The following is a 22,701-nucleotide window of genomic DNA, read 5'->3' on the forward strand; positions in this document are numbered from 1 at the left end:
GCTCCATTTACATGCGGAACACGCCGAAGCGGCTCGGCTCGATGGGGGCGTTCAGTGCGGCAGACAGGGCCAGGGCCAGCACGTCGCGGGTCTGCAACGGGTCGATGACGCCGTCATCCCACAGGCGTGCGCTGGAGTAATACGGGTGGCCCTGGGTTTCGTACTGGTCGAGGATCGGCTGTTTGATCGCCGCTTCCTCTTGCGCGCTGAAGCCGTTGCCGGCGCGTTCGGCCTGCTCGCGCTTGACCTGCACCAACACGCCGGCCGCCTGTTCGGCGCCCATCACGCCGATGCGCGCGTTGGGCCACATCCACAAAAAACGCGGGTCGTAGGCGCGGCCGCACATGCCGTAGTTACCCGCGCCAAAGCTGCCGCCGATGATCACGGTGAATTTCGGCACCTTGGCGCAGGCCACCGCCGTGACCAGCTTGGCGCCGTGCTTGGCGATACCGCCGGCCTCGTACTTCTGGCCGACCATAAAACCGGTGATGTTTTGCAGGAACAGCAACGGAATCCCGCGCTGACACGCAAGCTCGATGAAGTGCGCGCCTTTTTGCGCGGCTTCGGCGAACAGAATGCCGTTGTTGGCCAGGATCGCTATCGGGTAGCCGTGCAAGTGTGCAAAGCCGCAGACCAGGGTGGTGCCGAACAGCGCCTTGAACTCATCGAACACCGAGCCGTCCACCAGTCGCGCAATCACTTCGCGCACATCGAACGGCTGCTTGGCATCGGCCGGGATCACGCCGTACAACTCTTCGCCGCTGTACAGCGGCGCCACTGGCGTGCGTTGCAGCAACTGGCCTTGTTTGCGCCAGTTGAGGTTGGCCACGCTGCGCCGGGCCAGGGCCAGGGCGTGTTCATCGCTGTCGGCATAGTGGTCGGCCACGCCGGAGATCTTGCAGTGTACGTCGGCACCGCCGAGGTCTTCGGCGCTGACCACTTCACCGGTGGCGGCCTTCACCAGCGGCGGGCCGGCGAGGAAGATGGTGGCTTGCTGGCGCACCATGATTGCTTCGTCCGCCATCGCCGGCACATAGGCGCCGCCGGCGGTACACGAGCCCATCACCACCGCAATCTGCGGGATGCCCTGGGCGCTCATGTTGGCCTGGTTGAAGAAGATCCGCCCGAAGTGCTCGCGGTCGGGGAAGACCTCATCCTGGCGCGGCAGGTTGGCGCCGCCGGAATCCACCAGGTAGATGCATGGCAGGCGGTTCTGTTCGGCGATGGTCTGCGCGCGCAGGTGTTTCTTGACCGTCAGCGGGTAGTAGGAGCCGCCTTTCACCGTGGCGTCGTTGGCGACGATCATGCATTCGACGCCTTCCACGCGGCCGATCCCGACAATCACCCCGGCGGCCGGCACGTCTTCGCCATACACCTGATGGGCGGCCAGTTGGCTGAGTTCCAGGAACGGCGAGCCCGGGTCGAGCAAACGGTTGATCCGCTCGCGTGGCAGCAGTTTGCCGCGCGAGGTGTGGCGCTCCTGGGCCTTGGCGCCGCCGCCTTGCTGCACCTGGGCGAGCAGGGTGTGCAGGGCGTCGACCTGTTGGCGCATCGCCGCGCTGTTGGCGGCGAACTCCGCCGAGCGCGGGTTGAGCAGGGTGTGCAAGGTGGCCATGACGCGCTCCTTCAGCGGGTTTCGTTGAAGAGTTCGCGACCGATCAACATGCGCCGGATCTCACTGGTGCCGGCGCCGATTTCGTACAGCTTGGCGTCGCGCAGCAGGCGTCCGGCGGGGAATTCATTGATGTAGCCATTGCCGCCCAGGATCTGGATCGCGTCGAGGGCCATTTGCGTGGCGCGTTCGGCGCTGTAGAGGATCACCCCGGCCGCGTCCTTGCGCGTGGTTTCGCCGCGCTCGCAGGCCTGTGCCACCGCGTACAGGTAGGCGCGGCTGGCGTTGAGTTGGGTGTACATGTCGGCGACCTTGCCCTGGATCAGCTGGAATTCGCCGATGCTCTGGCCGAACTGCTTGCGGTCGTGGATGTACGGCACGATCAGGTCCATGCAGGCTTGCATGATCCCGGTCGGGCCACCGGACAGTACGACGCGTTCGTAGTCCAGGCCGCTCATCAGCACTTTGACGCCGCCGTTGAGCACGCCGAGGATGTTGTCCTCCGGCACTTCCACGTCATCGAAGAACAGCTCGCAGGTGTTGGAGCCGCGCATGCCGAGCTTGTCGAACTTGTTACTGCGGCTGAAGCCTTTCCAGTCGCGCTCGACGATGAACGCCGTGATGCCGTGGGCGCCTTTCTCCAGGTCGGTCTTGGCGTAGATCACGTAGGTGCTGGCGTCGGGGCCGTTGGTGATCCAGGTCTTGCTGCCGTTGAGCACGTAGTGGTCGCCGCGCTTGTCGGCGCGCAGTTTCATCGAGACCACGTCGGAGCCGGCATTCGGCTCGCTCATGGCCAGGGCGCCGACGTGTTCGCCGCTGATCAGCTTCGGCAGGTACTTGAGTTTCTGTTCATGGTTGCCGTTGCGGTTGATCTGGTTCACGCAGAGGTTGGAGTGGGCGCCGTAGGACAACGCCACCGACGCCGAACCACGGCTGATCTCTTCCATAGCCACCACATGGGCCAGGTAGCCCAGGCCGGCACCGCCGTATTCTTCGGCCACGGTAATGCCCAGCAGGCCCATGTCACCGAACTTGCGCCACAGGTCGGCGGGGAACAGGTTGTCGATGTCGATTTGTGCCGCGCGCGGAGAAATCTCCTTGGCCACGAAGGACTGCACTTGGTCGCGCAGCATGTCGATGGTTTCGCCGAGGGCGAAGTTCAGGGAGGGGTAACTCATGGACAGGCACCTTTATTGAGCTTTGTTGTTGTGGGGTGACGGCACCGGGGGAGGGGATGCTCACCTTTACGTTAACGTAAGCTTGCGTTGCGGCGCTGTCAATCGTAGTTTACGTTTACGTCAACCTACAAAAAAGACAACAGGGGTCGTTATGGATCAACCGAATCAGAGCTACAGCCGTGGCTCTCAGGACAAGACCTTGTTGGCCATGACGATCGGTCAGGCCTTCGATCACACGGTTGCGCAGTCTCCCGATGGGGAAGCCTTGGTGGTGCGTCACCAGCAACGCCGCTACACCTGGCGGCAACTGGCTGAGACCGTTGACCTGCACGCCCGCGCGCTGCTGGCGTTGGGCCTGCAGCGCGGTGATCGCCTGGGCATCTGGGCGCCGAACTGCGCCGAGTGGTGCATCAGCCAGCTGGCCAGCGCCAAGCTCGGGGTGATCCTGGTCAATATCAATCCGGCCTATCGCAGCACTGAGCTGGAATACGTGCTCAAGCAATCCGGCTGCCAATGGCTGGTGTGTGCCGGTTCGTTCAAGACCTCCGATTACCACGCGATGTTGCAGGAGCTGCTGCCCGAGCTGGCGGAGCAACCCGTCGGCCGCTTGAACTGTGAAAAACTGGCGGACCTGCGCGGCGTGATCAGCCTTGCGCCGCGCCCGCCCACGGGCTTTTTGCCCTGGTCGCAACTGGCGGCCCTTGGTGCGGGCATCCCGCCTGAGCGATTGATCGCGCGCCAAGCCAGCCTGCACTTCGACCAGGCCGTCAATATCCAGTACACCTCCGGCACCACCGGCTTCCCCAAGGGCGCCACCCTCAGTCATCTCAATATCCTCAACAACGGCTACATGGTCGGCGAAAGCCTGGGCTTGACCGCGCAGGACCGCCTGGTGATCCCCGTGCCGCTGTATCACTGTTTCGGCATGGTGATGGGCAACCTGGGCTGCATCACCCACGGCACCACCATGATTTACCCGAACGACGGCTTCGACCCGCTGCTGACCCTGGCCGCCGTCGCCGAAGAACGCGCCACCGCCCTGTACGGCGTGCCGACCATGTTTATCGCCATGCTCGACCATCCGCAACGCGGCGAGTTCGACCTGTCCAGCCTGCGCACCGGGATCATGGCCGGTGCCACCTGTCCGATCGAAGTGATGCGTCGGGTCATCGGCGAAATGCACATGAGCGAAGTGCAGATTGCCTACGGCATGACCGAAACCAGCCCGGTGTCCCTGCAGACCGGCCCCGATGACGACCTGGAGCGCCGCGTCACCACGGTCGGCCGCACCCAGCCGCAATTGGAAAGCAAGATCGTCGACCTCGCCGGTCACACCGTCGCGCGTGGCGAGATCGGTGAGCTGTGTACCCGTGGCTACAGCGTGATGCTCGGTTACTGGAACAACCCCGACGGCACCCGCGACGCAATCGACGACGCCGGCTGGATGCATACCGGTGACCTGGCGACCATGGACGAGCACGGCTACGTGTGCATCGTCGGGCGCAACAAGGACATGATCATTCGCGGTGGCGAGAACGTGTACCCGCGCGAGTTGGAAGAGTTTTTCTTCACGCACCCGGCGGTGGCCGATGTGCAGGTCATTGGTATTCCGGATGAGCGTTATGGCGAAGAGATTGTTGCCTGGGTCAAGTTTCACCCCGGGCATGTGGCCAGCGCGCTGGAGTTGCACACGTGGTGCAAGGGGCGTATCGCGCACTTCAAGACGCCCAAGCATTTCAAGTTCGTGGACGAATTCCCGATGACGGTCACCGGCAAGATCCAGAAATTCCGCATGCGCGAGATCTCGATCGAAGAGCTGCGAACGCTGTCTTAGTCGTTTCGCTGAAAACTTGTGGGGGTAGGGAGCAAGCCCCTCCCACAGTTTAAATTGCGTAATCCCAGACAGCACAAAGGGGACCCGAAGGTCCCCTTTAATTTGTTGTTACGTGCTCTTTTTTTATTATTGAGGGGCGGTCTATTGTTGTTTTTGGCAACCGTTACCCTTTACCGCTGTTTTTGGCGACCCCATCCAGGGTCAAGAGCAAACGTATTTTTTTGAGCGCTGATCTGCTTCTTCGTACACGATCCAACCAGTGGGTAGCTACCTGAGGTAGTTTTATTTTTCTCTATCCGGTTGCGGGTTTCGGCATGCCGTACCCTGCGAAGCACATCTTCTCCAAAAAAATCTGTTAGCTGCGTCTCTGCCGTGTTGTTTTTGTTATGTCAGAGTCGTTTCGTCTTATTTTTATTAGGTTTGGCGCTTTTTATTCTTGTTATGCCATAGAGATAGCAGAAGCCGTGCCAACTTTTAAAAATCGTTTAAAATCAATGAGTTGAGTTTTTTGTAAGAAATGTCCTACGGTAAACACGGGAAAATATGTTCCCGTGTTACTCGTCCGGCCGGCCTGCGGTAACACATTGTCACGGCTAAGCTACTCAACTGGCGTTACGCGCCCTGGCAACGCGCGAGCCGCTGGGCCGGCCGAGTACGTCGCTGATCTGCCGGCCCGCGAGAATCAATCGCTCCAGGTCGATGCCGGTCTCGATCCCGAGGCCGTTGAGCAGGTACACCACATCTTCGGTGGCGACGTTACCGCTGGCGCCCTTGGCGTATGGGCAACCGCCGAGGCCGGCGATAGAGCTGTCGAACACGTTGATCCCTTCCAGCAGGCTGGCGTAGACGTTGGCGACGGCCTGCCCATAGGTGTCATGGAAGTGCCCCGCCAACTTGTCCCGTGGCACGTGCGCGCCCACCACCTCGAACAGCCGGCGCGTGGCTCCCGCGGTGCCGGTGCCGATGGTGTCGCCCAGGGACACTTCATAGCAGCCCATGGCATACAGCTCGCGGGCCACCGCCGCCACTTGTTCCGGGGCGACCGCGCCTTCGTAAGGGCAACCCAGCACGCAGGACACATAGCCGCGCACACTGACACCCTGCTGTTTGGCGGCCGCCATGATCGGCACGAATCGCTCCAGGCTTTCGCTGATCGAGCAGTTGATGTTGCGCTGCGAAAACGCCTCGGACGCCGCAGCAAACACCGCGACCTCCTTGACCCCGGCGGCCAGCGCATCTTCAAAGCCGCGCAGGTTCGGCGCCAGCGCGCCGTAGGTCACGCCGGGCTTGCGCTGGATCTGCGCAAAGACTTCGGCGGAACCGGCCATCTGCGGCACCCATTTGGGCGAAACAAAACTGCCGACTTCGATGTAGCTCAGGCCCGCGGCGCTGAGGGCATCCACCAACTGCACCTTGTCGGCCACGCTGATGGGTTGGGCTTCGTTCTGCAAACCGTCGCGCGGGCCGACTTCGACCAGGCGCACGTGGGAGGGGAGGGACATGGCAACTACCTTATGATCAATGGCCAGCCTGGCCTTGGATGGTTTCGGCCAGGGCCTGGGTGCAGCGCTCTTCGGCGGTGTCCAGTTCCAGCTTCATTTGTTCGATGTCCAGTAACTGCTGTTCCAACTGTTCGCGACGCTCGGCGATTTTCACCAGCATGCTGTTGAGTTGGACATGGTTGCCGCTGGTGGGGTCGTAGAGTTCGATCAGTTCACGGCATTCGGCCAGGGAAAAACCGATGCGCTTGCCGCGCAGGATCAGCTTGAGGCTGACCTTGTCCCGCGCCGAGTAGATGCGTTCCTGGCCCCGGCGTTCCGGGGCCAGCAGGCCTTGTTCCTCATAGAAGCGAATGGCGCGGGTGGTGATGTCGAGCTCGCGGGCGAGGTCGGAAATGCTGTAGGTCGTGCTCATGAAGGCGCTCAAGAAAGTCTTGGCGCTAAGCTAATGTCAGGTTGACGTAAACGTCAAGGTCGATCGTCAATCCCTGTAGGAGCGAGCTTGCTCGCGAAAAACGTCAACGCTAACGCGGTAGCCCTGATACCCAAAGGCGCCCTCGGGTTTTTCGCGAGCAAGCTCGCTCCTACACGGCGACAGGTTCAGGCTTGCAGCTTGTCGAGTTTCTTCTCGTGCGCCGTGACCTGCTGGCACAACTCGATCATTTGCTCGCGCATCCAGCGGTTGGCCGGGTCCTGGTCGGTGCTCTCGTGCCAGTACAGGTGGGTTTCCACCGGCGGCACATCGTTGACCGGCAGGTTGAACCAGTGCAGTTCATGGCGGCGGGCGAAGCGCTCGGGCACGGTCATCACCATGTCGGTCTGCTGCAACACTTGCGAGGCCATCAGGTAGTGCTGGGAGCGCAGGGCGATCTTGCGCTGGATGCCCATCTTGCCCAGGGCCAGGTCGACATGGCCCAGGCCGTTGCGGCGGCTGGAGATATGGATATGGGTCAGCGACAGGTAATCGTCCAGGGTGAACTTGTCCTTGCCCGCCATCGGATGGCCCTTGCGCATGGCGCACACGTAGCGGTCTTCCATCAGCTTGACGTGGCGCACCTGCGGGTCGGTGTTGAGCGGTGCGTCGACGGCAAAATCCAGGCGCCCGGCGGCCAGCTCCTTGGTGGTCTCGCGGCGTTTGGACAGGAAACTCTCGATCACCACCGTCGGCGCCAGGCGACGCAAGCGCTGGAACAGCAGTGGCAGGATCACCGCTTCGGTCAAGTCGGTCATGCTGATGCGGTAGGTCTTGGCCGCCTGTTGCGGGTTGAAAATCCGGCTTTCCTGCACCGACACGCGCAGCAATGACAGTGCGTTACGCACCGGGCCGATGATGTTCTGCGCCATCGGCGTGGGCACCATGCCTTGGGCGGTCCGCACGAACAGCGGGTCGTTGAAGGTCTCGCGCAGGCGTGCCAGAGCGTTGGACACCGCCGGTTGGGTGATGCCGACAATCTGCCCGGCACGGGTCAGGTTGGCTTCGGTGTAGATCGCGTCAAAGACGATAAACAGGTTGAGGTCGACCTTGCTCAGATTCATTTCGTTGCGCTCTTATTGTTAGGTGGCCATGCCCCGATCATATATCGGTGATGAATGTTAATACACGCCGAGAATAGGCTAGGTAAATTATCAACGCTGTTCTAGCATCGATTGCATGACCTAAACAACCTCTCAAAGAAGGGAGCTGCTCATGGATTTCGCCTATTCGCCCAAGGTTCAGGAACTGCGTGAACGCGTCACTGCGTTCATGGACGCTTACGTTTACCCGGCCGAACCGGTGTTCGAACGCCAGGTCAGCGAAGGCGACCGCTGGCAGCCCACCGCGATCATGGAGGAGCTCAAAGCCAAGGCGAAAGCCGAAGGCCTGTGGAACCTGTTCCTGCCCGAATCCGAACTGGGCGCTGGCCTGACCAACCTTGAATACGCGCCGCTGGCGGAAATCATGGGCCGTTCGCTGCTGGGCCCGGAGCCGTTCAATTGCTCCGCCCCGGACACCGGCAACATGGAGGTGCTGGTGCGCTACGCCAACGCCGAACAGAAACAGCGCTGGCTCGAACCGCTGTTGCGCGGCGAGATCCGTTCGGCTTTCGCCATGACCGAGCCCGACGTGGCCTCCTCGGACGCGACCAACATGGCCGCCCGCGCCGAGCGCCAGGGCGATGAGTGGGTGATCAACGGCAAAAAATGGTGGACCTCCGGCGCCTGCGACCCGCGTTGCAAGATCCTGATCTTCATGGGCCTGAGCAATCCCGATGCGCCGCGCCACCAGCAGCACTCGATGATCCTGGTGCCGGTGGACGCCCCTGGCGTGAAAATCGTGCGCCCGCTGCCGGTGTTCGGTTACGACGATGCGCCCCACGGCCACGCCGAAGTGCTGTTCGACAACGTGCGCGTGCCGTATGAAAACGTCCTGCTGGGTGAAGGCCGCGGCTTTGAAATTGCCCAGGGGCGTCTTGGCCCGGGCCGCATTCACCACTGCATGCGCTCCATCGGCATGGCCGAGCGCGCGCTGGAACTGATGTGCAAACGCGCCATCAGCCGCACCGCGTTCGGCAAACCGTTGGCGCGCCTGGGCGGCAATATCGACAAGATCGCCGACTCGCGCATGGAAATCGACATGGCACGCCTGCTGACCCTGAAAGCCGCCTACATGATGGACACCGTGGGTAACAAAGTGGCGAAAAGCGAAATCGCCCAGATCAAGGTGGTGGCGCCGAACGTGGCGTTGAAGGTGATCGACCGGGCGATCCAGATCCATGGCGGCGCCGGCGTCTCCAACGACTTCCCGTTGGCCTACATGTACGCCATGCAACGCACCCTGCGCCTGGCCGACGGCCCGGACGAAGTCCACCGTGCGGCGATCGGCAAGTTCGAGATCGGCAAGTATGTGCCTAAAGAGTTGATGCGCGGCGGGCAGTAACACCGCGTCGCCTGCCGTCGCGGGCAAGCCCCCTCCCACAGTTGACCGAGTTGTGCATGAGAACGCGGTCTAGTGTGGGAGGGGGCTTGCCCGCGACGAGGCCCGTGCGAACAACACAAAACACAAACCTCAGTACACCCAAACCTCCACCCGCCGATTCTTGATCCGGCCCTCATCCGCGGTATTCGCCGCCACCGGCATCTGTGCGCCAAACCCGCGGATATCGCGGAGCACTACGCCGCTCTTGACCAATTCCCGACGCACCGCCATCGCCCGCAGTTTGGACAACAGCGCCGCGCGTTGTGGGTCATTCTTGATATCGCCAAACCCTACCAGCGTCACCTGCTTGTCGAGCTTGCCGTGGCCTTTTATATACGCCACCACGCGCTGCACATCCTGGCGCGCCTTGTTGTCCAGGCTCGCGCTGCCTTCTTCGAAGCGGAAATTCACCGTCAGGCGCTGGGCCTCGCGGGCAATTGCCTGATAGTCCTCGGGCATGGACGGGCGCGGCTCCACGCTTATCGCCTGGACCCGCTGCGCGATAAACCCGTTGGCCGCCACGATCGCCTGGCCCTTGCTGCTCTGGGTGAAGTCCACCAGCGCCTTGGCCCACGGATTGTGCGAGGTCGGCGGTAGGTAAAAGAACAGGCGGCGCGACAGCGGGTAGTCCTCGGTGGCAATCAGGCTGTTCAGCGGCAGCATCGGTTGCGAGTCACCGTCGACGATCGCCACCGCTTTGGCCTGGCGCACATAGGGCAGGCCGATGAAACCGATGCCTTGCGGGTCCTGGCTCACCGCGTCCGACAGTTGCTCGCTGGCCTCGAACCGCTTGGCCGACGCGGCGAGGGGCTTGCCACGACGGCTCAGGACCAGGTCCTTGAAGGTGTCATAGGTGCCCGACCGATCATCCCGCGCATATAAATGAATCGCCCCGCCGATGCCGCCGAGTGCTTCCCAGGTGCTGATCTCACCGTTGAAGATTTGCGCCAGTTGCTCGGTATTCAGCGTATTCAGCGGGTTGCGCGGGTTGAGGATGATGGCCAGGCCGTCGATGGCGATCACCTGTTCGGCCTCGGGGCTTTTCAGGTCGCCCAGGGGTTCGAGGTCCACCAGTTCGCTGTCTTTGATCGGGCGGGAGGAGGCGGCGAGGTCGGCGCTGGCTTTGTGCAGCGCGGCAAAACCGGTGCTGGAACCATGGGCGTCGACCTCGATGGTCAGCGTCTTGCCCTGGCGGGTCTTGCCGATCACGCGCTGTTCATTGGCGCCTTCGGCGGGTTCTGCGTGGACCCCTTGCAGGCCCTGCTGCTCCATCAACCCCTTGACCAGCGCCGGGCCAAGTGCCGCGCCGATCGTGTTGGAGCCCTGGATGCGCAAGGCGGGGCCCTGATCGGGGACGGGCAGCGGCGCGCTAACGGCACTCAGGGGAAAAAGGGTCAGCAGTAACAGAACGCGCAGGGTCATGCCGGCACCGTCTCAAGGCAAAGGGAGTGCCGCGAGATTAAGTCAGTTGGGTTTCAGTAATATGACTGTCACTCAACCGTAAAAATGTGAGAGCGGGCTTGCTCCCACATTGTTTAAGCGCGCCGTCCTTGAAGTCAGCTCAATTCCAGCCAGATCGGTGCATGGTCCGAGGGTTTTTCCAGGCCGCGCAGTTCGTAGTCCACCCCAGCATCCTTGACCCTGGGCAGCAAGCCGTTGGACGCCAGGATCACATCGATACGCAGGCCACGCTTGGGTTCATCTTCAAACCCACGACTGCGGTAGTCGAACCAGCTGAAGCGGTCGGTCACGTCGGGGTTGAGGTGGCGGAAGCTGTCCACCAGGCCCCAGTTCTTCAGGCGGGCCATCCACTCGCGCTCTTCCGGCAGGAAGCTGCACTTGCCGGTTTTCAGCCAGCGCTTGGCATTGTCGGGGCCAATGCCGATGTCGCAGTCTTCCGGGGAAATATTCACATCGCCCATCACCACCAGCGCCTGGTCGTTGCTGAACTGGCTTTCCAGCAACTGTTGCAGGTCTGCGTAGAAGCGCTGCTTGGCCGGGAACTTGGTGGGGTGGTCGCGGCTTTCGCCTTGGGGGAAATAGCCGTTCATGATGGTGATCGGGTTGCCTTGCGCATCGGCGAAGGTGCCCCAGATAAAGCGGCGCTGGGCGTCTTCTTCATCGCTGGCAAAGCCTTTGTGTACGCTCAACGCTTCTTTGCGCGAGAGCAGAGCCACGCCGTAATGGCCTTTCTGGCCGTGGTAGTACACGTGATACCCCAGGGCCTGCACTTCGGCCAGCGGGAACTGGTCGTCGTGGACCTTGGTTTCCTGCAGGCCGATCACATCGGGTTGATGCTTTTCAATCAGCGCCGCCAACTGATGCGGGCGAGCCCGTAGCCCGTTGATATTGAAAGAGACGATTTTCATGGTCGGCTGTCCAGTCTGGCAAAAGGGCGATGCTAGCCGACAAGTCGGACGGGGGCCAGCGTGGCGGTAGGACGGATGCGCTGCTAATGTCTGGGAACGACTCGCGCTGCGTAAGTTCGTACCCATAAGAACGCCGTCTTTTGAATGGCGCCCAGGGAGATTCACTGTATGTCTGACACTTCAACTGCGATTGCCGAAATCCGCCTGCTCAATAGCGACTATTCCAGCGAAGCGCGCTCCCTGCTGTACCAGGCTTATCGCCATGAGCCGACGTTCGCCTACATCTTCGAAGCTGAGCGGCCGGGGTATGAGCAGCGGGTCCGTGCCACCGTGCGCGAGTTGGTCAAACAGCATTTCTTCCAGAAGCTTCCCGCCATCGGCCTGTTTGTTGACGATCGACTGATCGGCGTTGCGTTGATCGCGCCACCCCAGCGGCGCCTGGGCATCACCGAGAGCTGGGCGTGGCAATTGCGCATGTGGTTGAGCACCGGTGTGCGGGGGACGCGGCGTTACCTGGATTATCACCAGGCGGTGCTGGCGTGCCTGCCCAGCGATTCGGTGCATGTGTTGCCGTTGCTGGGTATTCACCCGCAATTCCAGGGCAAGCACTTCGGTGAGCAACTGCTCGGCGCGGTACACAACTGGTGCGCCGAGGACCCGCATTCGTCCGGTGTGGTGCTCGATACCGGCAACTCACGTTACCTGGAGTTCTACAAGCGTCAGGGTTATGAGGAAATCGGCGAAGTTGCTGTAGGACCGATCCTGGAGCATGTGTTTTTTCATGCCAATCCACAGCCGTTACAGGCTGTAACGACTTGAGTCAGGATTTTCAGATAAATCCGAGTTCAAAGAGTCTCCTCAGCTCGTGTAGCATCCGCGCCTATGAAGTTTCCAGGAAGATTCACCAGCGGCTTGATTCTGCTGTTCACAAGCTGCGGCGCTTTGGCGCAAAGCGAACTGGACGTGCGAGTCAAACCCTCAAACGACGCGTTGAAAGCCAACATCGAAGGCTACATCGGCGGGGTAGGCGATCGCGATGAAGAAGCGTTGCTGCGCTTCAGCCGTGGCGCCGAAGAACAGGCGCGCAAAGCGGCCCAGGCCTTGGGCTTCTATCAGCCGCAGATCAGCAGTGATGTGCAGGGCGGCAAGAACCCGCGCCTGACCCTGACCATCGAGCCCGGCGAACCGGTGCATTTGCGCGACGTGACCATTCGGGTCGACGGCCCGGCCGCCGCCCTCAAAGCCTTTCGTGTGCCTGCCAGCCGCGACCTTGAATCCGGTGCCGTGCTCAACCACGGCCATTATGAAGACGCCAAGCGTCTGATCCAGAACCAGGCCTCGCGCTACGGCTTTTTCAATGGGCGCTTTACCCGCCAGACCCTGTCGGTCGACCCCAAGGCGGGCGTCGCCGATATCGAACTGGTGTATGACAGCGGCCCGCGCTACACCTTGGGCAAGGTCAATTTTGCCGGCGATACGCCGTTCGATGAAGAACTGTTGCAACGCATGGTGCCGTTCAAAAACGGCGCGCCCTACGATTCCGAACTGATTGCCGAGTTGAACCAGAACCTGCAAGCCAGCGGCTTTTTCGAGGGCGTGCGGGTGGACGCCGCGCCAGCTGCGTCGGCCAACGATGTGATCCCGGTCGCGGTGCAACTGGAAACCCGCAAGCCACGCACCATGGGCCTGGGCCTCGGCTTTTCCACCGACGTCGGCCCGCGCGGCAAAGCCAACTGGACGCGCCACTGGGTCAATCCGCAGGGCCACAGTTACGGCTGGGAAGCCGAATTGTCGGCGCCACGGCAGAACGTCGGCCTGTGGTACGACATCCCGCTCGACCCACCGCTTACCGACAAACTGCGTTTTGCCGGCGGCTACCAGAATGAAGAGCTGGCCAACACCGACACCCTGAGTAAATTGCTCACCCTCGGCCCGGAATGGCACAGCAAGTTGCCCAGCGGCTGGACCCGGGTGGTCTCCCTCAAGTGGCAGCGTGAAGAGTATCGCCTGGGCGATGACTCGGGCCTGAGCAACCTGTTGATGCCGGGGCTCAGCTATTCCTATTTGCGCAGCGACAACCGCATCGATCCCCACCACGGCTATCGCCTGCAATTCGACACCAAGCTGGCCAAGGAAGGCTTCGGCTCCGACACCAACCTGCTTTACGGCACGGCCATGGTCAAAGGCCTGACCACCGTGTGGGACAAGCACCGCTTCCTCGCGCGGGCGCAGATCGGCGGCAGCGCCACCAACGGCTACAAGTCGGTGCCGCCGTCGCTGCGTTTCTTTGCCGGTGGCGACCAGAGCGTGCGTGGTTACGAGTACCAGACCCTGTCGCCGGAGAACGACCGTGGCGACCGCATCGGTGGCCGTTACATGGTGGCCTTGAGCGCCGAGTATCAATATTCCATCGCCGAAAAATGGCGGATCGCGACCTTTATCGACCAGGGCAACTCCTTCAACACCCTGGAAATGCCAAGCCTGAAAACCGGCGTGGGCGTCGGCCTGCGCTGGGTGTCGCCCGTCGGGCCGATTCGCCTTGACCTGGCCCATGCCCTGGAAGACCCGGGCGGTATCCGTTTGCACTTTTCCATGGGGCCTGAGCTGTGATGCGTGGTTTGAAAATAGCCGGGCTGGCTGCCGTTGCCCTCCTGGCCGTGGTGTTGCTGGCGCTGTGGACCGTACTCGGAACCCAGGCGGGCAGCCGTTGGGCGTTGGGCCAGGTGCCGGGCTTGAGCGTGGACAATTTTCAGGGCCGTTTGGGCGGCCAATGGAGTGCCGAGCATCTGCTGTGGCAGCAGGGCAGTGACCGTGTCGAGCTCAACGCGCCGACGTTCGACTGGTCGCCGGCCTGCCTGCTGCGCCTGACGCTGTGCATTGACCGGTTGGCGGTGGATCAAGTCAGCCTGCAATTTGCGCCGAGCACGGAGCCGAGCAGCGGGCCGATCCAGCTGCCGGCGCTGAAGTTGCCGGTTGCGCTCCAGTTGGGCGACGTTCGCGTCGGCAGCCTGCTGTTTAACGGCAGCGAGGAACTCAAGGGTATGCAACTGGCGGCGCATTGGACCGCCGCGGGCCTGCAGATCGATTCCGTGCATCTGCAACGCGATGATCTGGTGCTGGACCTGTCCGGGCTACTCCAACCCAGCGGCGACTGGCCGTTGACCGCCAGCGGCAACCTGAGCCTGCCTTACGCCCCCGGCGGCGCGCCGTGGACGGTGGCGTTCAGGGCCGATGGCGACCTGCTCAAGACCCTCAAGCTCGACGCCGACAGCAGCGGCTACCTGCCGGCCAAGCTCAGCGGCGAGTTGCAGCCGCTGGTGGAAAACCTGCCGGCACAGCTGCACATCACCGCCGACGCCTTCAAACCCAGCGCCGATTTGCCTGACACCCTGCAACTCAATCAACTTGACCTCACCGCCAAAGGCGACCTGGACAGCGGTTACCAATTGCTCGGCAAAGCCGTACTGCCCGCGGAAAAGGGCCCGGTGGACTTACTGCTGCAAGGTAAGGTCGATGCCAAGGGCGCGCAGATCGCCGGCCTGGATCTGAGCGCCGGTGACAAGCAAAGCCTGAAACTCACGGCACAGCTGGACTGGCAGCAGGGCTTCAGCGCCGATGCGAAAATCGATTGGCTGGACTTTCCCTGGCATCGCCTCTACCCCTTGATTGACGAGCCGCAAGTCACCTTGCGCACCTTCAATGGTGAAATTTCCTATAAAGACGGCAACTACCTCGGCAACCTCAAGGCCGACCTCGATGGTCCCGCAGGCAAATTCAATGTGGTCACGCCGTTCAGCGGCGACCTCAAACAAGTGTTCCTGCCCGAGCTGAAACTGACCGCTGGCCAAGGCAAGGCCGAAGGCCACCTCAACCTGCAGTTCGCCGATGGCATCGCCTGGGACACGGCGCTCGACCTGTCGGCGCTGAACCCGGCGTACTGGGTCGCGGAGTTGCCGGGCACGCTGGCCGGACCGCTGCGCAGCAAAGGCGAGTTCAAGAACCAGCAGCTCAAACTGAGCGCCGACCTCGGCCTCAAGGGCCGTCTGCGCGGGCAGCCCGCCGTATTGGCCGCCAAGGCCGAAGGCGCGGGTGAGCAATGGACCCTGGCCAACCTGGATATCCGCCTGGGCGACAACCGCATCAACGGCAGCGGCAGCCTGCAACAACGCCTGGCCGGGCAGATCGATATCAAACTGACGCGGCTGGCCCAGCTGTGGCCGCAGTTACGCGGGCAGGTCAATGGCCGACTCGATGTGGCCGGTAGCCTCAAAGCGCCTCAAGGCAAACTCGACCTCAAGGGCCAGCAACTGGCGTTTGCCGACAATCGCCTGCAAAGCCTGAGCCTCGACGCCACGCTCGATAACGCCCAGCGCGCAAAGATCGACCTCAAGGGCAGCGGCATCCAAAGCGGCGACACCCAAGTCGGCACCCTGACAGCCAGCGCCCAGGGCGATGTCAGGCAACAGAAGGTCCAGTTGGATCTGGCCGGCCCACTGGTCAAGCTGGCCCTGGCCCTGGATGGCAACCTCGACCAAGGCAACTGGCGCGGACGCCTGGCCAGCGGTGACGTGCAGGCCGGCGGCCAGGACTGGAAGCTGCAGGCCCCGGCGAAAATCGAGCGCCTGGCCGATGGCAGGCTGACCTTCGCCGCCCACTGCTGGGTCGCGGGCCCGGCCAGCCTGTGTGCTGAAGATCAGCGCCTGATGCCTGAACCGAAGCTGCGTTACCACCTCAAGCAATTCCCCATCGATAGCCTGGCGGCCTGGTTGCCCAAGGACTTCGCCTGGCAGGGCACGCTCAACGCCGACGTACAGCTCGACCTGCCGGCCAGCGGCCCCAAAGGCGTGATCGCAGTGGATGCCAGTGGCGGCACGTTGCGCGTCAAGGACAAGCACCAGTGGCTGGATTTCCCCTACGACACGCTGCAATTGGACGCCACTCTCAACCCCAAGCGCATCGACACCCAGCTCAACTTCCAGGGCGGCAAGCTCGGTGAGTTGCGGTTGCAGGCACAGATCAACCCGCTGGCGAAAAACAAGCCGATCACCGGTACTTTCAGCCTCACCGGTCTGGACCTCACCGTGGCGCGGCCGTTTGTGCCGATGGTGGAAAAACTCAACGGCAAGCTCAACGGCAATGGCCGCATCTCCGGTGGCCTGCTGGCGCCGCTGGTCAACGGCAGCATGAATCTGGTGGGCGGCGAGATTTCCGGGGCGGAACTGCCCATCAGCCTCGAAGGCTTGAACGTACAGGCGCTGATTGCCGGCGAAAGCGTGCAACTCGATGGCCGCTGGCACAGCGGCAAGGCCGGGCAGGGCAGCCTCAAGGGCCACATCGACTGGGGCCGCGCCCTGGCGGTCGACCTCAGCCTGCAAGGCGCGCACCTGCCGGTCACCGTCGAACCTTACGCGGTGCTGGAAGTTGCGCCCGACCTGAAGATCAGCCTGAAGAACGACAAGCTCGCGATCGCCGGCAAGGTGCAGATCCCGCGGGGTGACATCACCGTGCGCGAACTGCCGCCGTCGACGGTCAAGGTCTCCGATGACACGGTGATCGTCGGCAGCCAGACCGAAGAGGGCAAGCCGCCGATGGCAATGGCGATGGATATCGACGTGGCGGTGGGTGAAGACCAGCTCAACTTCTCGGGCTTCGGCCTCACCGCCAAGGTGCAGGGGCATGTGCATATCGGCGACAACCTGGACACCCGCGGCGAGCTGTGGCTCAACGACGGCCGCTACCGTGCCTACGGCCAGAAGCTGGATGTGCGCCGTGCGCGTTTGCTGTTCGCCGGGCCGCTCGACCAGCCTTATCTGGATATCGAAGCGATCCGCAAGACCGGCGATGTCGTCGCCGGTATCCGCCTGAGCGGCAGCGCCGAACAGCCCACTACGCAGATCTTCTCCGAGCCGGCCATGAGCCAGGAGCAGGCACTGTCCTACCTGGTGCTCGGCCGCCCGCTGAGCACCACCGGTGAAGACAACAATATGCTCGCCCAAGCCGCCCTGGGCCTGGGCTTGATGGGCAGTGCCGGCGTGACCTCGGACATTGCCAAGGACCTCGGCATCCAGGATTTCGAGCTCGACACCCAAGGCAGCGGCACCAACACCGCCGTGGTCGCCAGCGGCAAGATCTCGGAGAAGCTCAGCCTGCGTTATGGGGTCGGGGTGTTCGAGCCGGCCAGCACCATTGCCTTGCGTTACCTGTTGAGCAAGAAGGTGTACCTGGAAGTGGCCAGTGGGGTGGCCAGTTCGTTGGATATTTTCTACAAGCGCGATTTCTAGCGTCGGACTCGGTAAAAAAGTGGGAGCGCGTGTCTGTGCTCGCATATACCAAGCAAGCTAATCATTTCATTTGACATTAGCTGCCTAAGCAGTAATATCTCGTCACACATTCGCTGCCTAGGCAGTAATAAGGTGACTTCCGATGAAACACTTCACCCCGGACAACTTCCACAACTGCCGCCTCGGGCTGTTGCTGGGCCGTGCGGCGATCCTTAAAGACAAAATCATCGACACCCATATGGAACCGCACGGCATCACCGCCGCGCAGTTCAAGGTGTTGATCATCATGGCGCAGTTCGGTGTCGACACCCCGGCGGAGCTGTGTCGCCACCTGTCCCTGGACAGCGGTTCGATGACCCGCATGCTCGATCGCCTGGAGCAAAAAGGCCTGCTTGATCGCAAGCGTTCGGCGCTGGACCGTCGCCAAGTGCAACTGGTGTTGACCGACGACGGCCAGCGCCTGGCGGACAGGCTGCCGTACATCGGCGCCGAGGCGTTGAACCAGTTGGCCGGCGCACTGGAGCCGGATGAATTGCAAACCCTGGAAAAGCTCCTCAAGAAAATGCTGATAGCTGCCGGTGATCCGATCACCCTGCAGCGGGTAGGTAAAGCATGAATACACGTGCCCTTTGCCTGGTGCTGGCGGCCATGAGCATGGCCGGTTGCGCCAATTTCAGCGGCCTCGACACCCAGGGCCAACGCCTCGACGCGAACACCCTGCAGACCGGTAAGTCGTTGACCGGCGTGACCCTGTCGAGCGCCGCCTGGCCCAGCGCCGACTGGTGGAAAAGCCTCGGCGATCCGCAGCTCGACGGTTTGATCCAGGAAGCCCTGCAAAACAGTCCCGACATGCAAGTGGCCAGCGCCCGCGCCCACCAGGCCGAAGCCGCCGCTTATGCCGCCAACGCCGCACGCCTGCCGACCCTGGACGCCAGCGCCGGTGTGAGCCGTTCGCGCCTGGCCAGGGACAAGGACCCGCTGGGGCAGGGCGATGCCTACTCGACGGTGCGAAACATCGGCGCCAGCTTCAACTACAACTTCGACCTCTGGGGCGGCCAGCGTGCTGCCTGGGAAGCCGCGTTGGGCCAGGCCCGCGCCGCCGAAGTCGACCAGCAGGCCGCGCGCCTGACCCTGGCGGCCGATGTGGCCAAGGCCTACAGCGACCTGGGCCAGGCGCACATCGTGCGGGACCTGGCCAATGACGACCTCAAGCGCACCCGGCAAATGCTCAGCCTGAGCCAGCGCCGTCTGAACTCGGGCATCGACAGCCGGTACCAGTACCAGCAGACCGAAAGCCTGGAAGCCAGCTCCCAGTCGCAACTGATCGATGCGGAAAAACAACTGCAGAGCGCGAAAATCGCCCTGGCGGTATTGCTCGGCAAAGGCCCGGACCGCGGCAACGAACTGGCGCGCCCGGCGGTGCTCAAGCCCAGCGCCGTCGCCGTGCCCTCGGTGCTGCCCGCCGAACTGCTGGGCCGGCGCCCGGACCTGATCGCCGCACGTTGGCGGGTGGAAGCGGCGAGCAAGAATATCGCCGCCGGCAAGGCCAGCTTCTACCCCAACCTCAACCTGAGCGCGAGCGCCGGGGCCGAGTCGTTGCTGGGGGATGCGATGTTCGGTTCGGCCAGCCGCTTCTTCAACATTGCGCCGACGATTTCGCTGCCGATTTTCGATGGCGGCCGCCTGCGCGCCAACCTCGATGCGCGCGATGCCGACTATGACCTGGCCGTGGCCCAGTACAACAAAACCCTGGTGCAAGCCCTCGGCGATATCGGCAACAGCCTTTCACAACTGCGCGAAACCGGTCGGCAGATCCAGGCCCAGCAACATGCCGCGGACATTGCCCAGCAGTCCTACGACACCGCGATGCAGCGTTACAGCTCCGGGATCGGCAACTACCTGGACGTGCTCAGCATCGAGCAGCAATTGCTGCAGGCCCAGCGTCAGCTGGCGACCTTGAACGCCGCGCAAATCGATCTGTCGATCCAATTGATGCAAGCCCTGGGTGGCGGCTACGACGCCGCAAATGTGGCATCGACCACCCCAGCTACACGCACGGAATAATTTGAGGTAACTGACATGGCCACTGCCGAAAGCAACAACGCAACGGGAACGCCCGATAACAACCCGCGCAAACGCAAAGTCATGCTGGTCGGCCTGGTGCTGATCGTCATCCTCGGCGTGGTCGGCGTGTGGGGCTGGTATGAACTCTACGGCCGCTTCAATGAAAGCACCGACGACGCCTACGTGAACGGCAACGTGGTGGAAATCACCCCGCTGGTCACCGGCACCGTGGTCAGCATCGGCGCCGACGATGGCGACCTGGTCCACGAAGGCCAGGTGCTGATCAACTTCGACCCTAACGACGCCGCGGTCGGCCTGCAAAGTGCGCAGGCCAACCTGGCCCGCACGGTGCGCCAGGTGCGGGGTTTGTACAGCAACGTCGACGGCATGAAAGCCCAGGTCAATGCGCAGAAAGCCGACGTGCAAACTGCCCAGGACAACTACAACCGGCGTAAGACCCTGGCCCAGGGCGGGGCGATTTCCCAGGAAGAACTGTCCCACGCCCGTGACAGCCTGACCGCGGCCAAGAATGCCCTGACCAACCTTGAGCAGCAGCTCAAAAGCAGCAACGCCCTGGTCGATGACACGGTGATCTCGTCCCATCCGGACGTGCAAGCCGCCGCCGCGCAACTGCGCCAGGCGTACCTGGCCAATGCGCGCAGCACCCTGATCGCCCCCGTCACTGGCTATGTGGCCAAGCGCACCGTGCAACTGGGCCAGCGCGTGCAGCCGGGGACGGCGTTGATGGCGGTGATCCCGCTGAACCAGCTGTGGATCGATGCCAACTTCAAGGAAACCCAACTGCGCAATATGCGTATCGGCCAACCGGTGGACATCGAAGCGGACATTTACGGCAGCGATGTGAAGTTCAGCGGCACCATCGACAGCCTCGGCGCTGGCACCGGTAGCGCGTTTGCCTTGCTGCCTGCGCAGAACGCCACCGGCAACTGGATCAAGATCGTGCAACGGGTGCCGGTACGCATCCACGTCAATGCCGAAGAACTGGCCAAACACCCCCTGCGGGTGGGCTTGAGCACGGTGGTCAGCGTCGACCTGCATGACCAGAGCGGCCCGGTACTGGCGCAACAGGCGCCGCAAAAGGCCTCGTTCACCACCAACGTGTATGACCGCCAGTTGGCCGAAGCCGATGCCATGATCACCCAGTTGATTCATGACAACAGCCTCGCCGCGCCCAAGGCTGTGCAACGCTGATGAGCCATAACGCGTCCTTCTCGCCACCCAGCTTGGCGATGGCCACGATTGGCCTGTCGCTGGCGACCTTCATGCAGGTGCTCGATACCACGATCGCCAACGTGGCGTTGCCGACCATTTCCGGCAACCTTGGCGTGAGTTCGGAGCAGGGCACCTGGGTGATCACCTCGTTTGCGGTGAGCAACGCCATTGCCCTGCCGCTGACCGGCTGGTTGAGCCGGCGCTTCGGCGAGGTGAAGCTGTTTCTCTGGGCCACCGTGCTGTTTGTGCTGGCCTCGTTTCTCTGCGGTATTTCCACGTCGATGCCCGAGCTGATCGGCTTTCGGGTGTTGCAAGGCCTGGTGGCGGGGCCGTTGTACCCGATGACCCAAACGTTGCTGATCGCGGTCTACCCGCCGGCGAGGCGCGGCATGGCCCTGGCACTGCTGGCGATGGTCACGGTGGTGGCGCCGATCGCCGGCCCCATCCTCGGCGGCTGGATCACCGACAGCTACAGCTGGCCGTGGATCTTCTTCATCAACGTGCCCATCGGCATCTTTGCGGTGATGGTGGTGCGTTCGCAGTTGAAGAAACGCCCGGTGGTCACCAGCTACCAGCCGATGGACTATGTGGGGTTGTTGAGCTTGATCGTCGGGGTCGGCGCGTTGCAGATCATCCTCGACAAGGGCAACGACCTGGACTGGTTCGAATCCAACTTCATCATCGTGGGGGCGGCGATTTCGGTGATTGCCCTGGCGGTGTTCATCATCTGGGAGATGACCGACAAACACCCGGTGGTCAACCTGCGGCTGTTTGCCTACCGCAACTTCCGCATCGGCACCATCGTGCTGGTCCTCGGCTACGCGGGCTTCTTCGGCATCAACCTGATCCTGCCGCAGTGGCTGCAAACCCAGATGGGCTACACCGCGACCTGGGCCGGGCTGGCCGTGGCGCCGATCGGTATTCTGCCGGTGCTGATGTCGCCGTTTGTCGGCAAGTACGCGCACCGATTCGACCTGCGCGTCCTGGCGGGCCTGGCGTTCCTGGCGATTGGCTTGAGCTGCTTCATGCGCGCCAGCTTCACCAATGAGGTGGACTTCCAGCACATCGCCCTGGTGCAGCTGTTCATGGGCATCGGCGTGGCGCTGTTCTTCATGCCGACCTTGAGCATCCTGATGTCCGACCTGCCGCCGCACCAGATCGCCGACGGCGCCGGCCTGGCGACGTTCCTGCGGACCCTGGGCGGCAGCTTCGCGGCCTCGCTGACCACCTGGATCTGGATTCGCCGCGCGGACCAGCACCATGCGTACATGAGCGAGAACATGACCACCTACGACGCGGCGACCCGCGATGCGTTGAGTGCGTTGGGCGGCGCGGGGCAAAAGGCCTACGCCCAACTCGACCAGATCCTCACCAGCCAGGCATACATGATGTCCACCGTGGATTACTTCACGTTGCTGGGGTGGATGTTCATGGGTTTGATGCTGCTGGTGTGGTTCGCCAAACCGCCGTTTACCGCGAAGGCGGGCCCGGCTGCATCAGGGCACTGATCGGCCAAGGCTGAAATGCAATCAACCAGGGCTGAAATGCAATCAGCCAAGGTTGGAATGCAATCAACCAGGGCTGGAATGCAATCAACCAGGGCTGAAATGCAATCAAATGTGGGAGGGGGCTTGCCCCCGATAGCGGTGTATCAGTCAACCTATTTGAAGCTGAC

At 62.5% G+C, this 22,701-nt stretch carries 16 protein-coding genes and 1 pseudogene; 10 read left to right on the forward strand and 7 right to left on the reverse strand.

Features of this window, described 5'->3' with window-relative positions; genetic code table 11:
* Nucleotides 1-7: 7 nt before the first annotated feature.
* Both C5F70_RS05495 and C5F70_RS05500 read right to left on the reverse strand, forming a co-directional pair.
* Complete coding sequence (locus C5F70_RS05495; protein ID WP_057004449.1) at nt 8-1,615, reverse strand: carboxyl transferase domain-containing protein; 1,608 nt, start codon at nt 1,613-1,615, stop codon at nt 8-10.
* A gap of 11 nt (nt 1,616-1,626) precedes the next feature.
* Entirely contained in the window at nt 1,627-2,790 is a 1,164-nt protein-coding gene (locus C5F70_RS05500) for an isovaleryl-CoA dehydrogenase (RefSeq protein ID WP_104902863.1), read from the reverse strand.
* Nucleotides 2,791-2,941: 151 nt separating this feature from the next.
* Here C5F70_RS05500 and C5F70_RS05505 point away from each other — a divergent pair, with 151 nt between their 5' ends.
* Entirely contained in the window at nt 2,942-4,624 is a 1,683-nt protein-coding gene (locus tag C5F70_RS05505) for an AMP-binding protein (RefSeq protein WP_104902864.1), read from the forward strand.
* 602 nt (nt 4,625-5,226) lie between these two features.
* Here the strand turns inward: C5F70_RS05505 and C5F70_RS05510 are convergent.
* Together C5F70_RS05510 and C5F70_RS05515 are read right to left on the reverse strand one after the other, a co-directional pair.
* A complete protein-coding gene (locus C5F70_RS05510) occupies nt 5,227-6,126 on the reverse strand; it encodes a hydroxymethylglutaryl-CoA lyase (protein WP_017848110.1) in 900 nt (299 codons plus the stop codon).
* 16 nt (nt 6,127-6,142) lie between these two features.
* Nucleotides 6,143-6,538, reverse strand: coding sequence for a MerR family DNA-binding transcriptional regulator (locus C5F70_RS05515; protein ID WP_017848109.1), 396 nt, complete (start codon nt 6,536-6,538; stop codon nt 6,143-6,145).
* Between the two features lie 87 nt (nt 6,539-6,625).
* Here C5F70_RS05515 and C5F70_RS30960 point away from each other — a divergent pair.
* Nucleotides 6,626-6,712, forward strand: a pseudogene (locus tag C5F70_RS30960) (outer membrane lipoprotein carrier protein LolA); the annotation flags it as partial.
* An 11-nt stretch (nt 6,713-6,723) separates the two neighbouring features.
* On the opposite strand, the gene C5F70_RS05520 reads toward C5F70_RS30960, so the two are convergent.
* Complete coding sequence (locus tag C5F70_RS05520) at nt 6,724-7,659, reverse strand: LysR family transcriptional regulator (protein WP_017848108.1); 936 nt, start codon at nt 7,657-7,659, stop codon at nt 6,724-6,726.
* A 151-nt stretch (nt 7,660-7,810) separates the two neighbouring features.
* Between C5F70_RS05520 and C5F70_RS05525 the strand changes: the two genes are divergently transcribed.
* Complete coding sequence (locus C5F70_RS05525; RefSeq protein WP_017848107.1) at nt 7,811-9,040, forward strand: acyl-CoA dehydrogenase; 1,230 nt, start codon at nt 7,811-7,813, stop codon at nt 9,038-9,040.
* A gap of 129 nt (nt 9,041-9,169) precedes the next feature.
* Here the strand turns inward: C5F70_RS05525 and C5F70_RS05530 are convergent, their stop codons facing one another.
* Both C5F70_RS05530 and xthA read right to left on the reverse strand, forming a co-directional pair.
* Nucleotides 9,170-10,501: a substrate-binding domain-containing protein gene (locus C5F70_RS05530; protein WP_104902865.1), complete on the reverse strand. Its 1,332-nt coding sequence runs from the start codon at nt 10,499-10,501 to the stop codon at nt 9,170-9,172.
* A gap of 134 nt (nt 10,502-10,635) precedes the next feature.
* A complete protein-coding gene (gene xthA / locus C5F70_RS05535; RefSeq protein ID WP_104902866.1) occupies nt 10,636-11,448 on the reverse strand; it encodes an exodeoxyribonuclease III in 813 nt (270 codons plus the stop codon).
* 168 nt (nt 11,449-11,616) lie between these two features.
* Here xthA and C5F70_RS05540 point away from each other — a divergent pair, with 168 nt between their 5' ends.
* From C5F70_RS05540 to C5F70_RS05570, 7 genes are all read left to right on the forward strand, one after another.
* Nucleotides 11,617-12,267, forward strand: coding sequence for an N-acetyltransferase (locus C5F70_RS05540; RefSeq protein WP_017848104.1), 651 nt, complete (start codon nt 11,617-11,619; stop codon nt 12,265-12,267).
* A gap of 63 nt (nt 12,268-12,330) precedes the next feature.
* Nucleotides 12,331-14,058, forward strand: coding sequence for an autotransporter assembly complex family protein (locus C5F70_RS05545; RefSeq protein ID WP_017848103.1), 1,728 nt, complete (start codon nt 12,331-12,333; stop codon nt 14,056-14,058).
* Entirely contained in the window at nt 14,058-17,729 is a 3,672-nt protein-coding gene (locus C5F70_RS05550) for a translocation/assembly module TamB domain-containing protein (RefSeq protein WP_104902867.1), read from the forward strand. Before C5F70_RS05545 ends, C5F70_RS05550 begins: the two co-directional genes overlap by 1 nt.
* Nucleotides 17,730-17,871: 142 nt before the next feature.
* Nucleotides 17,872-18,345, forward strand: a complete 474-nt coding sequence (locus tag C5F70_RS05555) for a MarR family winged helix-turn-helix transcriptional regulator (protein ID WP_017848101.1) — start codon at nt 17,872-17,874, stop codon at nt 18,343-18,345.
* On the forward strand, nt 18,342-19,793 hold the full coding sequence (locus tag C5F70_RS05560; protein WP_046484984.1) for an efflux transporter outer membrane subunit: 1,452 nt from the start codon (nt 18,342-18,344) through the stop codon (nt 19,791-19,793). Before C5F70_RS05555 ends, C5F70_RS05560 begins: the two co-directional genes overlap by 4 nt.
* 15 nt (nt 19,794-19,808) lie before the next feature.
* A complete protein-coding gene (locus C5F70_RS05565) occupies nt 19,809-21,005 on the forward strand; it encodes an efflux RND transporter periplasmic adaptor subunit (protein ID WP_046484987.1) in 1,197 nt (398 codons plus the stop codon).
* Nucleotides 21,005-22,534, forward strand: a complete 1,530-nt coding sequence (locus tag C5F70_RS05570) for a DHA2 family efflux MFS transporter permease subunit (protein ID WP_104902868.1) — start codon at nt 21,005-21,007, stop codon at nt 22,532-22,534. Before C5F70_RS05565 ends, C5F70_RS05570 begins: the two co-directional genes overlap by 1 nt.
* Nucleotides 22,535-22,701: the final 167 nt, after the last annotated feature.

Origin of the sequence: Pseudomonas sp. LH1G9, from assembly GCF_002949975.1 — a bacterium.
GTDB lineage: Bacteria > Pseudomonadota > Gammaproteobacteria > Pseudomonadales > Pseudomonadaceae > Aquipseudomonas > Aquipseudomonas veronii.

What these genes read in the sequence shown, in the direction of transcription:
- C5F70_RS05495 (WP_057004449.1), bottom strand. Translation starts at nt 1,615, where the DNA reads ATGGCCACCTTGCACACCCTGCTCAACCCGCGCTCGGCGGAGTTCGCC.
- C5F70_RS05500 (WP_104902863.1), bottom strand. Translation starts at nt 2,790, where the DNA reads ATGAGTTACCCCTCCCTGAACTTCGCCCTCGGCGAAACCATCGACATG.
- C5F70_RS05505 (WP_104902864.1), top strand. Translation starts at nt 2,942, where the DNA reads ATGGATCAACCGAATCAGAGCTACAGCCGTGGCTCTCAGGACAAGACC.
- C5F70_RS05510 (WP_017848110.1), bottom strand. Translation starts at nt 6,126, where the DNA reads ATGTCCCTCCCCTCCCACGTGCGCCTGGTCGAAGTCGGCCCGCGCGAC.
- C5F70_RS05515 (WP_017848109.1), bottom strand. Translation starts at nt 6,538, where the DNA reads ATGAGCACGACCTACAGCATTTCCGACCTCGCCCGCGAGCTCGACATC.
- C5F70_RS05520 (WP_017848108.1), bottom strand. Translation starts at nt 7,659, where the DNA reads ATGAATCTGAGCAAGGTCGACCTCAACCTGTTTATCGTCTTTGACGCG.
- C5F70_RS05525 (WP_017848107.1), top strand. Translation starts at nt 7,811, where the DNA reads ATGGATTTCGCCTATTCGCCCAAGGTTCAGGAACTGCGTGAACGCGTC.
- C5F70_RS05530 (WP_104902865.1), bottom strand. Translation starts at nt 10,501, where the DNA reads ATGACCCTGCGCGTTCTGTTACTGCTGACCCTTTTTCCCCTGAGTGCC.
- xthA (WP_104902866.1), bottom strand. Translation starts at nt 11,448, where the DNA reads ATGAAAATCGTCTCTTTCAATATCAACGGGCTACGGGCTCGCCCGCAT.
- C5F70_RS05540 (WP_017848104.1), top strand. Translation starts at nt 11,617, where the DNA reads ATGTCTGACACTTCAACTGCGATTGCCGAAATCCGCCTGCTCAATAGC.
- C5F70_RS05545 (WP_017848103.1), top strand. Translation starts at nt 12,331, where the DNA reads ATGAAGTTTCCAGGAAGATTCACCAGCGGCTTGATTCTGCTGTTCACA.
- C5F70_RS05550 (WP_104902867.1), top strand. Translation starts at nt 14,058, where the DNA reads ATGCGTGGTTTGAAAATAGCCGGGCTGGCTGCCGTTGCCCTCCTGGCC.
- C5F70_RS05555 (WP_017848101.1), top strand. Translation starts at nt 17,872, where the DNA reads ATGAAACACTTCACCCCGGACAACTTCCACAACTGCCGCCTCGGGCTG.
- C5F70_RS05560 (WP_046484984.1), top strand. Translation starts at nt 18,342, where the DNA reads ATGAATACACGTGCCCTTTGCCTGGTGCTGGCGGCCATGAGCATGGCC.
- C5F70_RS05565 (WP_046484987.1), top strand. Translation starts at nt 19,809, where the DNA reads ATGGCCACTGCCGAAAGCAACAACGCAACGGGAACGCCCGATAACAAC.
- C5F70_RS05570 (WP_104902868.1), top strand. Translation starts at nt 21,005, where the DNA reads ATGAGCCATAACGCGTCCTTCTCGCCACCCAGCTTGGCGATGGCCACG.